Raw genomic sequence first — 15,104 nt, forward strand, 5'->3', positions numbered from 1 at the left:
GGCGCCGAGTCCGGCTTGGCGTCACAAGTCTTCGTGCCCGGCAGGCCACCAGTGATTGAGCAGGCTCATCCTCGCTTCGAGCAACGCGGGATTCCGCAAATCCAGCACGTGCACCTCACGCCACGGGTAGAAACCGATCCGTTCGAGCATCCCCGCCATGCGAACGCTGGCCAGTTCCGCCGAGATCCGATCGGGTGACTGCCCCCTGAAATCCACGGGCGAGACCCTCGCCGCCGCGAGCCGCGCGGTCGGCGCGAGCGTGCGCAACGCGCCCGCGACGAGCGGACCGGCCAGCCCGTGCCCCCTCCAGTGCGTCGCGACCGTGACGTCGCGAAGTATCACCATCCGGGGCGGCCCCTTGCTGATCTGCTCGTCGAGCTCGGGATGCAGGTTGCCGTCCGTCGATTCCAGGACCGTTTCCGCGATGAACTCAAGGGCCCATTCGCCGAGAGCGATCGAATCGAGCAGATTCCGGTCCCGTTGCAGATCCGCGATAACCAGGGAAATGTCGGCGACATGCCGCAACGGGGCCGGACACAAATCCAGATCCCAGACATCGGCGGAGACCTCCCATTGTTCGGGGAGGTGATCCTCGTCGTCGATGTGCCACCACAACCGTTCGTGCTTGATCGACAACCTGATGGAAAGCGGGTTCGCCGGCAGGTCGGGTGCATCAGGCGCCATTGTCATGCGGCCACCTCACTTGCGTTGTCGGCGCCGCGACCTACCGCGGTGTTCCCTTCCCGGGCGAAGGGAACACCGGCTCTCGGCAGGCCACGTCGTCTTCGTCCTCAGGCTCCGCCTTCGGACGTTGTTCCGTCAATCATTACGACGGACGCAAGCCAAGACCGTGACGTTCGAGTAACAAGATTTCGTGCCGCTCTTTCAACAGGAACCCAGAGTGAATATGTTTCACAAATCGAGCCTCATTCACCCGGACGCCGACCCGCCAATTCTACTTTCCGTATTCCCCTCATTACCTCTTCCCGCCTTGGCCAGTGCGACCAGAAAGCCCCCGTATATCCCAGTCGCACCGCTTGCACCAAAAACGGATTGTCGGCGAAATTGTCGTCATCGGGGGTCAGGCCCTCGACGGTGGGCAGCATGACGCGGTGCCGGTCCCGCTCGGGAACGAGATCCCACAGCAGCCGGATCGTGTTCAGCCAGCGGCCGTTGGGCGAGGACAACGTCGATTCGGGTTCCGGCAGCTCCGGCGAAAGGTAGTAGACCGGCCGGAAGCGGCCCGTCTCGTCGAACACGAACTGGCGCTCGTATTCGACCGTACTCACCGACCCCTGGGGCCGCAGGACGATCGGGGTTCGCGCCGTGTCCGACTGCAATCCAGGCACCGTTCGCGTGCCCGCGCAGCGCTCCGCGAGCCGGATCCCGAGTGGTGAATGGGGAAACGCCCTGATGCCCAGGCTGTAGCCCACGACGGTGACCCCCAGCGCGAGTGTCCGCCTGACCGCCTCACGAAGCGTCTCCTCCGTCTCGCCAGGCATCCCGAGCAGCACCTCGACCATGACGGGTAGCCCGTACGAGGCGGCCATGCCGCAGACGGCTTCGGCGTCGGCGAACCGGTAGTACCGCGAGCCCCGCGCGGTGACCTTCCAATCGTCGAGCATTTCCTCGCGCACATGGTCTGGAGCGAGATTGATGCCCGCGCAGCCCGCCGCGGCGAGCAGGGCCATCAGTTCCTCGTCGAAAGGCGTCGGCTGGGCATACACCCACAGCCGGAGTTCGTGCAGCGGGGAGTGCCGGTCCCTTTCCTTGCGCCGGACGATCTCCGAAAGCACCGCCTTGCTGTGGGCGACGAGCAGGTTGAACTCGCTGTCGGTCGTGTGCAGGTCCCTGACCCCCTGCGCGACAAGGGACTCGATCTCGTCGACGACGGCGTCGACGGCCCTTCTCGTGAACGACGTACCTTTGGCATCGGGCTCGACGCAGTGGGCGCACGCGAAGGTGCACCCGTTCTTCGTCAGGATGTTGCCGAGCCCCCCTTCCCGGTAGTAGCGCAGATTGTCGACCTTCATCGGAACCCCCGACCTGCGGGTGTATCCGGTGGTCACGTTGATGGGGACGACGCCGATGTCCACCTTGGCTCGCTGTCCGCGCCGGCTTTCGAGGGGACGGCCACCGGTGATCCGCTCGACCCGGCCGTCGCCGTGATTGACGATCAGTCCCGGTATCTCGTCGGGTCTGCCGCCGTCGAGCAGGGTGTTCGCGAGCCGCACGACGAGGTGCTCTCCAGGGCCTTTGACCCCGAACGGGATGTCGAAATAGTCGACGAGCGCGAACGGCATCGAGGAGAACCCGACCCCGCCCGCGATGATCGGCGCCGCCGTCCCTTCCTTCACCGCCTCGATGATCTCCTTGTGGTCGCCGAGGAAAACCCGTTGTTGCTGGGCGTAGATGGTGTCCGTATTGCGCACGGTCACGCCGACGAGCAAGGGCGAACGCCGGGCGAAATAGCGGGCGAGCACCGATCGCCAGTCGTGCCGCTCGAAGGTCAGGTCGACGACGTCGACGTCGAAGTCGTCCGCTTCCAGCGACGTGGTGAGGATGTCCAGTGCATACGGTGTGACGGGGGGATGCACCAGATTGGGATTGATCAGTGTGACCAGCGCTTTACCCATCGATTCCTCCCGTGGCGTACCAGCGCGCGATTACGGCGTTGGTCAGCCGGGGAGGAACGGGTCACCAGCGCAACCTGCGCCCGTAACGCACCGCGGCGGCCAGTTCCTCCGACGGAACGTCGAGGGCCACACTGAGCCAGCGGCGCCAGTAGGGCCCAGGGGTCCGTTTCCCGCGTTCCCAGCGCGCGACCTCGTCCCGGCTCACGCTCTGGTTGTGCGAAAGATCGACAAGTACGTCGGCGAGTTGGTACTGGGTGAGTCCTCGGCTTATCCGGCGGCGCCTGACCAGGTCCCAGATCGGCTCGTCACCGCCGAATCCCGGAGCGGACAGCCCGCGCCTCCCGGCTGACACGCCATCGACCATAGGACGTCGCCGCCTCCGCAACGATCCGTCCTGCGCCCTGTTCTGTCCTTTTTGCGCATCGTCATAGATATACATAGTCATCATCTGTGTAGGGTCTGCGACGGGGTCTCGTTGAACTTGCGTCGATATGAAGTGGCGAACCGGCCGAGGTGCATGAATCCCCAATGGCCGGCGACCTCGCCGACCGTGACCGTGTCGGATTGCGCCGCCCTGAGTTCGTCGTGCGCCCGCTGCAGACGCACGGCGCGCAAGAAGGCGCTCGGTGTCGTGTCGAGGTGCTTGCGGAATCCCTTCTGGAGTGCCCGCACGCTGACTCCGACTTCCTTCGCGAGGCTGCCCATGGTGTGGGCCAGCTCGGGGTGGTTTTCGATGACGTCCACCGCACGGCTGATGGCCCTCGACGGAGCGGGGAGAGCCTTGCCTTGCAGCATTCCCGTGTAGTTGCTCGCCTGCGCGAGCAGCAGGCCGCCCATCAGGTTCTGCTCCATCTGGTGCACGGACAGCGGGTGAGTCAGCAGGCTGTCCGGCCGATTGATCTCGGCCACGCAGAACATCAGGTAGTCGTACCAGGTACGGGCATATCCCGAAGCCAGGTTCATGCCGAGCTCGAACTCGATGGGTTTCGGCAGCGAGCGGTCGAGCAGGTCGGACAGCGTCGCCTCCAGCGCGGTGCGCTCCATGCGCAGGATGACGAGTTCCAGTTCCGCCGACAACCGCATGCCGAGCGGCTTGGTGGGGCCCGCGACGACGGCGGTTCCGGGTGATCCGGTGACGAACTGGTTGCCATACTGGAAAAGCCCGTTGCCGGTCAGCGGCGCCTGTACGACGTAGAAGGACTCAAGCTCGCCAGGATCGACCCGGACCGCTTCGCCGTACCCGATGTAGCTGAGGCCGACGTTGTCGAGTCGCTTCGAGTTCATCCTCGCGTCGAGTGTTCCTTCGTTGCCGGTGAGCTCCATGCGGTGGGCACAGAAGACACCGGCGACCGCCTCACGGGTCACGTCGAGATCGCTGGAACGAAAGAGCTCGAACCGGTTGAGTGGTTTGTGAATCATCAGTTCGCCGGGGAACGATCACGAAAAGCCGGCTCAGACCTCCCCGCTCCACCTCCTCCCTCTCTAGCCTGTGCCGCGTCGCCGTCCGACGCATACCTCCAAACGGGTGCGATTTGCTAACCGCAAATTGCAGATTTCAAAGTTTGTTCAGGGGTCGCGTCGTGACGAGAGCGGATTCCACGCGCACCAAGAAGTGGCGGTGTACCGCGAACCGGCGCGCCCGGACCCCGTTCGCGGCCACCGCGAGCCACACACGTCACCCTGCGGTTTCCACACAAAGCAACCATGGGCTCGAACTCTCGCTTTCGAGTGTTTTCGGGTGTTCGCGCCGGATACGCCGACGCGCTGTTTTCGGATCCGTCCATCCGCTTCATTTGATGTGGCGGAAATTCCAGCCGAAGCGGCACGCCGGCCTTCCGGAACCAGAACCGCCACGATTCCTCCACATCGGATTTTCGAAAATAGGTGCCCTTCGGGCAGAGAACGCAGTAACATACACGCTTCGCGTCAGGTTTCCTCCTCTCGTGAAGGGGCCCATCCGATTCCGCCCGCGCGCATTCCGGCAATTCCGGCGCCGCTCGCGAACGGCACGAGAATCCCAGGGGTGGAAATCTCGAAAACCCGCGACATGACATCTTTTTCGTCGGCCGAGGAAGGTGAACCAGGATGAATGTCCGCGTCGAATCGCCGGTCATCGGTTGTTCACCACCTCGTATTCGAGTTCACTGAGCAAACTACACGTATCAAAGCTTGTGTGCAATGTGCCGAGAGCATCATGCACAGGACACTTGGTGAACATTGTGCGCCACCTGGCCGGAGAACGACACCATGGCGGTGTCACGTTGCGCCCGATGCCCGCCGCCCTTGCTGCATTCAGGGGTGCCCGCATGGCAGTCGGCGCTGACAGGCACACATCAGGTGTCGGAGACGCGATGAAACCGGAAAACCGCTGCGCCCCGGCCGCCGGGGTCAGGCGACCGGTTCGAGCACGGCGGTGAACTGCCGCATCCGGCCTACCTGACGGACGACGCGGTATCCCCGCAGCGAACCCGCCTTGGCGGCGACCTCGCCAGCGACCTCGGCGACGTACTCAAGGTGATTGGCCGTGTAGACCCGGCGGGGCAGCGCGAACCGCACCAGTTCCCTTGGCGCGGGCAGATCTGGCCCGCCCTCGGGGTCAGGGCGCCCGAAAACCAGGGTGCCGAGTTCGGAAACCCGCACCGCACCGGCGAGGTACAACTCGTTGGCCAGCGCCGTCGCGGGCAGCAGGGCGGGAGGAACGTGGCGGAGCAACCGGCCCGCGTCGACATAGACGGCATGACAACCGGTCGGCCGCAACACCGGAAGCCCGGCCTGTTCCAGCAGTTCGGCGAACCACCGCGCCGACTCGGCCCGGTATCGCAGATAGCGGGGTTCGGTGACCTCGACGAGCCCCTGCGCGAGCGCGTCGAGGTCCCGGCCGGCCAGGCCGCCGTAGGTCGGAAAACCCTCCGTCTCGATGAGCTGGTCCCTGCACCGATCGGCGAGCCCGCTGTCGCGCACCGCGATGAGGCCGCCGATGTTCGCGACACCGTCCTTCTTCAAGCTGGCCCAGCATCCGTCGGCCAGGTCGAAGATCGCTCTCGCCACCGCTCGCGGTTCCAGGCCGGCGAGATCGGCCGAGCGCGTCGCGACCAGGTAGGCGTTCTCGGCGAACCGGGAGGCGTCGAGCAGCAACGGAATTCCGTACCGGTCGCACAGAACCTTCGTCTCGCGCACGTTGGTCAGCGAAACCGGCTGACCACCGTTGGCGTTGTTGGTGATGGTGAGCACGACGCATCGCACGGCATCGCCTGCCGGGCCGGAGAGCAATGTCTTCAGCGCGGGAACATCGATGTTCCCGCCGAACGGGTTCGCCGCCCCGTCGGTGTGGCTCACCGGCAGGTCCACCGCCTCCGCGCCCGCGGCGAGCACGCTCGCCCTCGTACTGTCGAAGTGCGTGTTGGCCACCGAAAGATCTCCGTGCCCGAGCAGCCGGTGCAGCACTATCCTTTCCGCCGCCCTGCCCTGGTGTACGGGAAGAACCTCGGTGAAACCGGTCAGTTCACGCACGACGCTCTCGAACCGTTCGAAGGAACGTGCTCCCGCATAGGATTCATCGCCGGACAGCAAAGCCGACCATTGAGCCGCCGACATCGCGGCCGTCCCGGAATCGGTCAGCAAGTCGATGGTGATCGCCTTCGCCGGTACCCGAAAAAGGTTGTATCCAGCGGAAACCAGTGCCGCGCGGCGTTCTTCGCCGCTGGGAAACGGGATCGGTTCTACGGCCTTGATCCGAAACGGTTCCATGAACGACGGCATAGGTACCTCCCCTTGCCAGTCTCAGGCATCACCCTTTCGTTTGGATAGAGTCCAATCCCGCTGTGCCATGGCGAGCAATTCGGCGAGATGAATCGCGCGCACCGTGCTTCCCCTGCTCTTCAGTCCCTGCCGTAGTTGCCGGAGACAGCCCGGATTCACGGCGACGACGAAGTCGACCTCCGCCTCGGCGATGGCGTCGAGCTTGGGTGCGAGCACCCGCATGCTGTCCCGCTTGCGCAGCAACGAGTACGTGCCTGCCGCGCCGCAGCAGCCCGCCGCGCCCGGCAGTTCGACGTAGTCGGCGACGGCCCCGATCAGCGCTCTCGGTTCGGCGAACACGCCGAGCGCGTTCCTGAGGTGGCACGAGTCCTGCAACGCCACCCTGGCTCTCCTTCCGGCCACGCGTACCTCACCCGAGGGCACCACCTCGTGCTCGGCCAGGTACTCGGAGAACTCCTTGACCCTTTCCCTGCCGAGATGGGCGGCAAGGTGCGCCGCGCAGCCGCCCGCCGTCGTCACGATGACACCCGGCAGCCGGGCGCCGACGAGAGCCGCCATGGCTCCGCCGGTCCGCGAGTCACCGTTGTGCGCGTGCAGGGCACCACAACAGCCTTGTCCGGAGGGAGCGGCCAGTTCGCCCCGCAGCTCTCGCGCTGCCCTGCTGACCTCGGGGTAGAGGCCGCGTTCCACACAGCCGAGCAGCAGCGCGGCACCTCGCGGCTCCCCCTTTCCCCTCGCGTGTCCGCGGACCAGACCTTGCAGCCGCAGCAGCCACGCGCGCGAGACCAGTGCCATGAGCCAGCGCGCGAGAACTGGCCGCGCCGCGCCCTGCCATTGGTGATCACGCCACTGTTCCAGCAAGGTTCCGTACTCCACCCCGGCGGGACACACCGGCTCACAGGCCCGGCAACCGAGACAGAACGACGATTGTTCGAGCGAGGCTGGGTCGGTGACGTCGAGGCGCCCTTCCTCAAGCGCCCTCATGAGCGTGATGCGCCCGCGCGGCGACGCGGCCTCGTCGCCCGTCAGCGCATAGGTCGGGCAGGCGGGAAGGCAGAACCCGCACGAGATGCACCTGCCGAGCTTCTCGGCGTCGAAAACGCCGCTCACGACCCGAGCTTTCCCGGGTTGAGGATGGAGGCCGGATCGAAGGCCGCCTTGATCCTGCGCAGCAACGCGACCTGTTCCGGGCCGAGCCGGTCGAGCAAGTAGGGCAGTTTCGCCGCTCCGACACCGTGTTCGCCCGTGATGGTGCCGCCGAGTTCGATCGCGGCGGTGAAGATCTCCCCGAATGCCTTGTGCGCGCGCTCGACGGCGCCGGTATCGCCGGGATCGAGGACACAGGTGGGGTGCAGATTGCCGTCTCCCGCGTGCCCGAAGGTGGCGATGCGCAGCTCGTGTCTCTCGGCGATGTCGTCGATGCGGCCGACCATCTCCGCGAGTCTCGGTCTCGGCACGGTGGCGTCCTCCAGGATCGTGAGCGAGCCGAGCCTCGACAACGCGGGCAGGGAACAGCGCCGCGCGGCCAGCAGCGCCTCGGCCGAGGTGATGTCGTCGGCCAGCGTGACCTCAAGCGCGCCCTCGGCCACGCATGCCTTGCCGATCCGGTCGATGTTCTCGGCGACCGCCTCGGCGGGCCCGTCATCGCCGAAGAGCAGCAACGCACCCGCGTCCGTACGCAGGCCGAGCCGCGCGAACTCCTCGACGGCGCGTACGCATTTGCGGTCGAGGAACTCCAGCGTCGCCGGAAGGACGCCGGATTCGATGATCGCGGCGACCGCGCCACAGGCAGCCTCAAGCGAGGTGAAGTAGGCGACGCCGGTACCGCCGCCGGACGGGGCGGGGACGAGCGCGACGGTGGCCTCGGTCAGTACAGCCAGCGTGCCCTCCGAGCCGGTCAGCAGCCTGGTGAGGTCGTAGCCCGCGACGTCCTTCCACAACCGGCCGCCTGTGCGAATGATCTCCCCTGTCGGCAGCACGGCCTCAAGACCGAGCACGTAATTGCGGGTGACGCCGTATTTCAGGCCGCGAAGGCCGCCCGCGCACGTGGCGATGTTTCCGCCGACGGTCGACACCATTCTGCTCCCGGGATCGGGAACATAACGCAATCCCCGCTTCTCGGCTGCCTCGGAAAGGGTGTTCGTCGTTACTCCTGGCTCGACCCTCGCGAGCAACTCGCCATCGCTGATCTCAAGAATCCGGTTCAGCCTCGTCAGCACCAGCACGACGCCACCGTCGACGGGGACGGTGCCCGCGCACAGATTCGAGCCCGCGCCTCTCGGAACCACCGGCACCGAGTGTTCGGTGGCCAGTTTCAGTACGGCGGACACCTCCTCCGCGTCGCCGGGAAACACGACGGCGTCCGGTTCGGCGGAGAACAGGGGCGTGGCATCCCTGCTGTACGGAGCGAGCTCGCCGGGGCCGAGCCGGAGGTGCTGGTGGCCCACGATACGGGCGAGTTCGTCGGCGAACTCGGCGGTGAAGGGCATCTCACGCCGACCTACAGCGAGAACGTTGCCTGCCAAGCCCCGATATCTCGATCTCGACGATGTCGTCGTCACGGAGGTAGTCGAATCTGCCGGACAGCGCGACCCCTTCCGGAGTGCCGGTGTTGACGAGATCTCCCGGCTCCAGCACGAGGAACTGGGAAAGGTGCAGGATGATCTCCGCGACGCCGAAGATCATGTCCGAGGTCTTCGAATCCTGCCGGATCTCGCCGTTGACCCACGACCGGATCGCCAGCGCCTGCGGGTCGGGGATTTCGTCGGCAGGCACGAGCCAAGGGCCGACGGGGTTGAAGGTCTCGCACGACTTGCCCTTCGACCACTGCCCGCCCGGCCTGCCGAGCTGGAAAGCCCGCTCCGAGACATCGTTGGACGTGACGTAACCCGCGATGCAGGAGCGGGCTTCGGCCGGGGTCGCGAGGTAGCGCGCGGTCCTGCCGATCACGACGCCCAGCTCCACTTCCCAGTCGGTCTTGACCGAGCCCCGGGGGATGTGGATGTCGTCGTAGGGGCCGACAACGGTGTTGGGCGATTTGTGGAACAGCACGGGCTCGGCTGGAGGGTCGACCTCGGACTCCGCGGCGTGCGCGGCGTAGTTCAGTCCGATGCACAACACCGCGCCGGGCCGGGCGATCGGCGAGCCGACACGCTGGTCCCGGATGTCTATTGTGGGCAGTTCACCCGCCTCGATCGCCCTCGCGGTGAGCCGGAGCCCGTCCCAGCCGAGGAACGCGGCATCGATGTCGCCGGTCATTCCGGAAAGGTCGTAGTACTGTCCACCGTCGAATACGACAGGCCGCTCCTCGCCGGGATCACCGATCCGCAGGAACCTCATCGGGACTCCCCGATGTCGAAAGTCGTACTCTCGAAAGGAAACATCGGCCGCCTCCGGTGCTGGTAGGTGAAGCGGCCGAGGTTCATCGCGGTGACGCCGTCCGTGTCGACGACGACCATTTTGGCCGCGATGGGCGTGTACGCCGCGCGTGGTGAGTTGACCCCTTTGGCGACGACGATGTGGTAATCACGCGGGTCGACGCCGACGCTGAGAAACTGCCGAAGGCTGGAGTTCATGATCGGCTTCGACGTCAGCACGAGCGTGTGCCCGTCGGTCGTGTCGACCACGGCCGTCGGCCCCATGTCGAAGTACCGGAACCCGCCGTGCACCGCCCCGGACTCCTCGAAGTGGCCGTCCGCCAGAACTCTGATCGTTCCCCGTACCGCGACGGGGGAACCCGCCGAATGCTCAAGCTTCGCGCCAACGCACAGCGATACCTCGTTGCCGACTCCCGCAGATTCGCATTGGCGCACCGATTCCGGATCCCACAACGTCTGCGCCAGCGAGCGGAGACCGCGCTTGCACACTGCTTCGAGTATCGCCGTCGAGTCACCCGGCGCCCCGCCACCGATGTTGTCACCGACGTCCAGGAGCACCACCGGAGCACCCGCCTCGTGCTCGGCGGCGTCGAGCGCCGCGTCGACGTCCAGTCCGTGCGCCTGTAGTTCCTCCCGCTCGTTCCACACCTCAAGGGCGAGTTCCTCCACCGCGGCGCGGGCCGTCGAACGATCGCCGTCGTGGATCGCGAGACACGACATGCCCATATCCGGCACGTCGGCGTACGGGAATCCCTCGACGACGCTCGCCGAGAGCATCCCCGGCCGGGCGGCCACCCTCTCCGCTTTCGCGACGAGGCTCGACATCGGCCGCTCGGCTGTGTCCTGGCGGGCGATGTTGACGACGAGCGGAAGCCGCACCAGCTCCTGCACCGGCCGGATCTCACCCGATGCGGTCCTGGCGAGCAGATCGACGCACCGGATCCCCTTCTCCGCGGCGTCGACATGCGGATTGGTCTGATAGACAAGGGTGATGGTCAGGGCATCGACCAACCGCCGCGAGACGTTCGCGTGGAGATCGAGAACCGCGCCGACCGGCAGCTCGGCGCCGACGACCGCTCTCACCCTGCTCGCGATCTCGCCGTCCGCGTCGAGGAAGCCCTCCGCGACCGCGGCGCCGTGCACGTTCAACAGCACGCCGTCCCACGGCCCGTTGTCACGCAGCGCTTCGAGCATCTCCCCGACGACCGACTCGAAGACATCGGAGGTGATCGCGCCGGCCGGATTGACGAAACCGAAGACCAGCGGCACGATCTCCACGCCGGCCCGGGCGCCGCCTTCCAGATACCCGCCGATGGTGGCCCCGGAATCCGCGTACTGATCGACGATTTGCTCGCCGCGGAGGATCCCGCCCGCCGCGAACATGTCGCGGTCCGCCTTGACCGGCGAGAAGGTATTGGCCTCGTGGAAAAGGCCAAGTACGGCGAATCTCACTTCACGCACCTCCGAAAGCGACGACGTCGATCTCGAACTTGATCCGGTCTCCCAGACAGTTGGCTATCGTCGTCCTCGCCGGCAACGGCGGGGTGAAGTACTCACGATAGATCCGGTTGAACTCGGGCACGTCGCCCGAATTCTGCACGTAGGCGTTCACCTTCACCACATCGCCGAGCGAAAGTCCCCCGCGAGCCAGTACGGCGCGGACGTTCTCGATGGACCTCCGCATCTCCTGTTCAAATGTGCCCGTCACGATCACGCCGTTGTCGACGGAAGCCTGACCGGACACGAAGACGAACCCTCCCGCCGACCTGCACGGCGAGAACGGCGCGGCATCGCCGTTGTGCTCCGCTGCTGCCGCGGGCTCCGTTGGCATCGTCATGTTTCACGCCCGATCGGTCAGCGTCTTGTCGAATCGGGTCAGAGCGGCGTCCAATTCGTCCGCGCCATGACAGGCGGAGACGTACCACACCCCGCGTCCCGCGACCCACAGGCCGTGCGCGACCAGCTCGGGAACGAGGCGCGCATAGCGGTCCAGATCCAGCGACTGGAGCGACCGGTAGTCCGTGACCTCAGCCGTACCGAAGGAGACGTGGAAAGCCATCGGCAGTCCCTCGACCCTCAGCGGAAGATCATGTGCCTCGCCTATTCCGCGCAGTCCGTCCATGAGCGCACCTCCGTGGGAGGCGATCCGTTCGTAAGGTGGACTGTCCATCAGATGGGAGACCGTGGCATGGGTCGCGGCCATCGCGACGACGGATCCGTTGAAAGTCCCGGAGTGGTTGACACCACCTTTGTCGAAGAGCTCCATCAACTCGGCCCTGCCCGCGAGTGCCGAGGCGGGCCAGCCTCCCGCCATGGCCTTTCCGTAGGTGGCGAGGTCGGGCACGACCCCATACCGGGCGGCCGCTCCCCCCAGCCCCAACCGGAATCCTGAGATCACCTCGTCGAAGATCAGGACGACGCCGTGCTTCGAGCAGAGAGCGCGCACCGCGTCCAGATATCCGGGCGCGGGCTCGATGACTCCGGCATTGATCATGATCGGCTCCATGATCACCGCCGCGACGTCGGGCTCCTCCTCGATGGCACGCGCGAAGCGTTCCTCGTCGTTCCACGGAACGAACGCGAAATCGTCGAGATGACCGGGAAGCTGCCCCACGCTCGCTGTTCCCCAGCCGAGGGAGCCCTCCGCGGCCAGCACGTTGTCCAGCCAGCCGTGGTAGTGGCCCTCGAAGCGGATCACCCGCTTCCTTCCCGTAGCCGCCCTCGCCAATCGCAGCGCGGCCTGCACCGACTCGGTTCCCGAAACACCGAAGCGCACCATGTCCGGCCAGCCGAGCGCTTCGCAGACCACTTCGGACGCCTCGACCTCCAGCTTGTGCTGCCCGCCGAAGATGAGCCCCCGCTCGCACGCGGAGCTCACCGCCTCGACCAGGTGGCGAGGCGCGTGTCCGAGGAAGTTCGGCCCCTGTCCCAACAGGTAGTCGACGTAGTTCTCACCATCCACGTCGTACAGCCAGGCGTCCCTTGCGTACTCGATGAAGACTTGCGGGCCGCCGAGCCGCACGTTCGAGTGCACTCCACCCGGTGTGCGCACCAAAGCACGCTCTCGGAGTTCGTGTGAACGGGCGAGAAGCTGAGCCGCATCGCTCATGAGGTCTCCGTTCTGACCGAAGCTGCGGGAACCGTCCGTGCCTGCCGAGCCCCAGTAGTTTTAGACAATGAAACCGGAGGATCGTTTTCCAGTTCACGCTACGACGCCCCCGGGAGAGCGTCAAGGGGCCGGAATGGCTCGTTCGCAGGCCGAGCAGGCCCAGCATCCCGTAACGAGGCGAGCTTCCAACGCGACTTCGACTGCTGGCCCCCTGCTTCGAGCGAGCAGTCCGGCTAGGATTCTGAAATAGCCGATCCGATTTCGAGAGGGAGTGATTACGCTGGCACGCCGCAGGAACCAGGCGCAGGGTCATGGCGCCGATGAGATCTCGACGAGCGAGGAGCGTGACTACACGGTCCGAGCCGTGGAACGAGTCTGCTCCATCCTGAATCTGTTGCAGGAATCCATCGACGGGGTGTCCCTCATCGAAGTCGGGCAGGCCACGGAACTACCCAAGTCCTCCGCGTTCCGCTACCTGTGGACCCTCGAGGTGCATCGGTACGTGGAACGGGACGAGCAGACCGGCCTCTACCGGCTGGGACTCGGGTTCGTCGGCATGCAGTCACGGCATCTTGAGGTGCTCCGCGAGCGCGCGAGGCCATGGCTGGAGGAGCTCAGGGACGACTTCGAGGAGACAACGAATCTGGGGATCCTCGACGGAGACCACGTCATCTACGTCGACATCGTGGAGAGCCGCCACAAGGTGCGACTCGCGGCATCACGAGGTGACCGCGACCCGCTGCACTCCACCGCGCTGGGCAAAGCGATCGCGTCGCAATTGCCGGACTCGCGGGTGCGCGACCTGCTCGACCGCACCGGCATGGAACGGCAATCGGACAACACCATCACCTCCATCGACGCGTACATGGACGAAATCGCCAAGGTTCGCAGGCTCGGTTACGCCGTCGACAACGGTGAGAACGCGGCTGACGGACGCTGTATCGCGGCACCGCTACTGGGGACGCACCTTCCCGCCGCGCTCAGCATCAGCGCCCCGGCGGCCCGGTTCACGCTGAAGGATGTCGAGAAGGCGGCCAGGAAGCTGCTCGACGTGGCTGAGCAGATCACCACCAACCCGGCAACCTCGACCGAGACAGATGGGGAGGCCTAGCGTTTGAGCCACTCGAATGCCCGCATCACCGCCAAGCGGACGATGGCTGGGCATTCGAGTGGCCCGTCGCGGCTGGAAGCGTCGGTCACGTCAGCCGTACCCCATCCAGCAGTTCGCCCGCACGTTCGATAACCTCAGGAGAAACTTCCAGGTCACTCACGGCAATATTGGAGTCCAGTTGCGATTGTGTCGACGCGCCAATCACGGCCGTCGTCACGGCATCCCGCCCCAGACACCACTTCAACGCCAGCTGCGAGGCAGTCAAACCACACGAGCCGGCGAAATCCTTGAAATGCTGAACAGCATTCAACAGATCCATCTTGAAATAGCGATCGAACATCCACCTGCCGTCTCCGGCCGCACGACTCCCCTCCGGGACCATACGCCCGGACGCATACTTGCCTGTCAACACGCCATGGGCCAACGACGCAAAGGCGACGACTCCCAAGCCTTGACGGTCACAGGCGGAGATATCCGCAATTTCATGTTGTCTCCACAACAATGAATAATGCAACTGATTACTAATTGGCGAGTTCCAATTTCGCTCGCGACAGAGATCCATAACCTCATCGACCTGCTTGCCATCCCACTCCGAAACACCCCAGTATATTATCTTCCCACTAACCGTCAAGTCGTGCATTACCGCCACAGTCTCTTCCAGAGGGCTGTCCGGATCAAATCTATGACATTGGTAGACGTCGATATAATCCAAATTCAATCGCCGGAGAGAGTTGTTCACCTCCTCCAATACATGTTTTCTCGAAAGCCCACGCCTGAGAACTCCAGGGCCGACCGGGGCGTACACTTTCGTGGCGACGACATACTCTTCCCTTGGAAGCTGCGCCAGCGCTCTCCCGAGGACAATCTCCGCCTGACCTTCATTACCTTCAGGATAAACATTTGCGGTATCGAACAGGTTCACGCCAGAATCGAAAGCTCGACAGGTCCGCGATACGGCCTCCTCGCTCCCACCTTCTCCGCCATGCGTCAACCAAGTGCCCAAAGATATCTCGGAAACCTTCAAGCCCCATTTTCCAACTCGTCGATACTTCAAGATCAGCCACCCTTTCCCGCAGCATCAACATGTTTCTAGCATATGATGCATACCGAGA

At 65.0% G+C, this 15,104-nt stretch carries 13 protein-coding genes; 1 reads left to right on the top strand and 12 read right to left on the bottom strand.

Annotation, left to right across the window (positions count from 1 at the left end; genetic code table 11):
- Positions 1 to 21 precede the first annotated feature (21 nt).
- The 11 genes from BAY61_RS22965 to BAY61_RS23015 all read right to left on the bottom strand — a co-directional run bounded on the left by BAY61_RS22965 (position 22) and on the right by BAY61_RS23015 (position 12,881).
- Positions 22 to 690, bottom strand: coding sequence for a hypothetical protein (locus BAY61_RS22965; protein WP_143021405.1), 669 nt, complete (start codon positions 688 to 690; stop codon positions 22 to 24).
- A gap of 236 nt (positions 691 to 926) precedes the next feature.
- Positions 927 to 2,636 carry a tryptophan 2-C-methyltransferase gene (tsrT, locus tag BAY61_RS22970; protein WP_091807670.1) on the bottom strand — a complete coding sequence of 570 codons (1,710 nt, stop codon included), beginning with the start codon at positions 2,634 to 2,636 and terminating at the stop codon, positions 927 to 929.
- 61 nt (positions 2,637 to 2,697) lie between these two features.
- On the bottom strand, positions 2,698 to 2,988 hold the full coding sequence (locus BAY61_RS22975; protein ID WP_245865357.1) for a helix-turn-helix domain-containing protein: 291 nt from the start codon (positions 2,986 to 2,988) through the stop codon (positions 2,698 to 2,700).
- A 92-nt stretch (positions 2,989 to 3,080) separates the two neighbouring features.
- The gene (locus tag BAY61_RS22980) at positions 3,081 to 4,055 is read right to left on the bottom strand and encodes an AraC family transcriptional regulator (protein WP_091807674.1); all 975 of its coding nucleotides are present in this window, start codon (positions 4,053 to 4,055) and stop codon (positions 3,081 to 3,083) included.
- Between the two features lie 969 nt (positions 4,056 to 5,024).
- A complete protein-coding gene (locus BAY61_RS22985) occupies positions 5,025 to 6,383 on the bottom strand; it encodes a tryptophanase (RefSeq protein WP_245865359.1) in 1,359 nt (452 codons plus the stop codon).
- Positions 6,384 to 6,416: 33 nt separating this feature from the next.
- Positions 6,417 to 7,505, bottom strand: a complete 1,089-nt coding sequence (locus BAY61_RS22990; protein ID WP_091807678.1) for a (Fe-S)-binding protein — start codon at positions 7,503 to 7,505, stop codon at positions 6,417 to 6,419.
- Complete coding sequence (locus tag BAY61_RS22995) at positions 7,502 to 8,884, bottom strand: FAD-binding oxidoreductase (RefSeq protein ID WP_091807680.1); 1,383 nt, start codon at positions 8,882 to 8,884, stop codon at positions 7,502 to 7,504. The genes BAY61_RS22990 and BAY61_RS22995 overlap by 4 nt, the downstream gene beginning before the upstream one ends.
- A gap of 1 nt (position 8,885) precedes the next feature.
- Positions 8,886 to 9,734, bottom strand: a complete 849-nt coding sequence (locus BAY61_RS23000; protein WP_091807681.1) for a fumarylacetoacetate hydrolase family protein — start codon at positions 9,732 to 9,734, stop codon at positions 8,886 to 8,888.
- On the bottom strand, positions 9,731 to 11,224 hold the full coding sequence (locus BAY61_RS23005; RefSeq protein WP_170140254.1) for a M81 family metallopeptidase: 1,494 nt from the start codon (positions 11,222 to 11,224) through the stop codon (positions 9,731 to 9,733). Before BAY61_RS23005 ends, BAY61_RS23000 begins: the two co-directional genes overlap by 4 nt.
- Position 11,225: 1 nt before the next feature.
- Positions 11,226 to 11,609, bottom strand: coding sequence for a RidA family protein (locus tag BAY61_RS23010; RefSeq protein ID WP_245865361.1), 384 nt, complete (start codon positions 11,607 to 11,609; stop codon positions 11,226 to 11,228).
- A gap of 3 nt (positions 11,610 to 11,612) precedes the next feature.
- Positions 11,613 to 12,881: an aspartate aminotransferase family protein gene (locus BAY61_RS23015; protein ID WP_091807685.1), complete on the bottom strand. Its 1,269-nt coding sequence runs from the start codon at positions 12,879 to 12,881 to the stop codon at positions 11,613 to 11,615.
- Between the two features lie 280 nt (positions 12,882 to 13,161).
- Between BAY61_RS23015 and BAY61_RS23020 the strand changes: the two genes are divergently transcribed.
- Entirely contained in the window at positions 13,162 to 13,992 is an 831-nt protein-coding gene (locus BAY61_RS23020; RefSeq protein WP_420848843.1) for an IclR family transcriptional regulator, read from the top strand.
- 85 nt (positions 13,993 to 14,077) lie between these two features.
- Here the strand turns inward: BAY61_RS23020 and BAY61_RS23025 are convergent, their stop codons facing one another.
- A complete protein-coding gene (locus BAY61_RS23025; protein ID WP_170140253.1) occupies positions 14,078 to 15,046 on the bottom strand; it encodes an aldo/keto reductase family protein in 969 nt (322 codons plus the stop codon).
- Between the last annotated feature and the right edge of the window lie 58 nt (positions 15,047 to 15,104).

The sequence above is a fragment of the Prauserella marina genome, assembly GCF_002240355.1.
Lineage (GTDB): Bacteria > Actinomycetota > Actinomycetes > Mycobacteriales > Pseudonocardiaceae > Prauserella_A > Prauserella_A marina.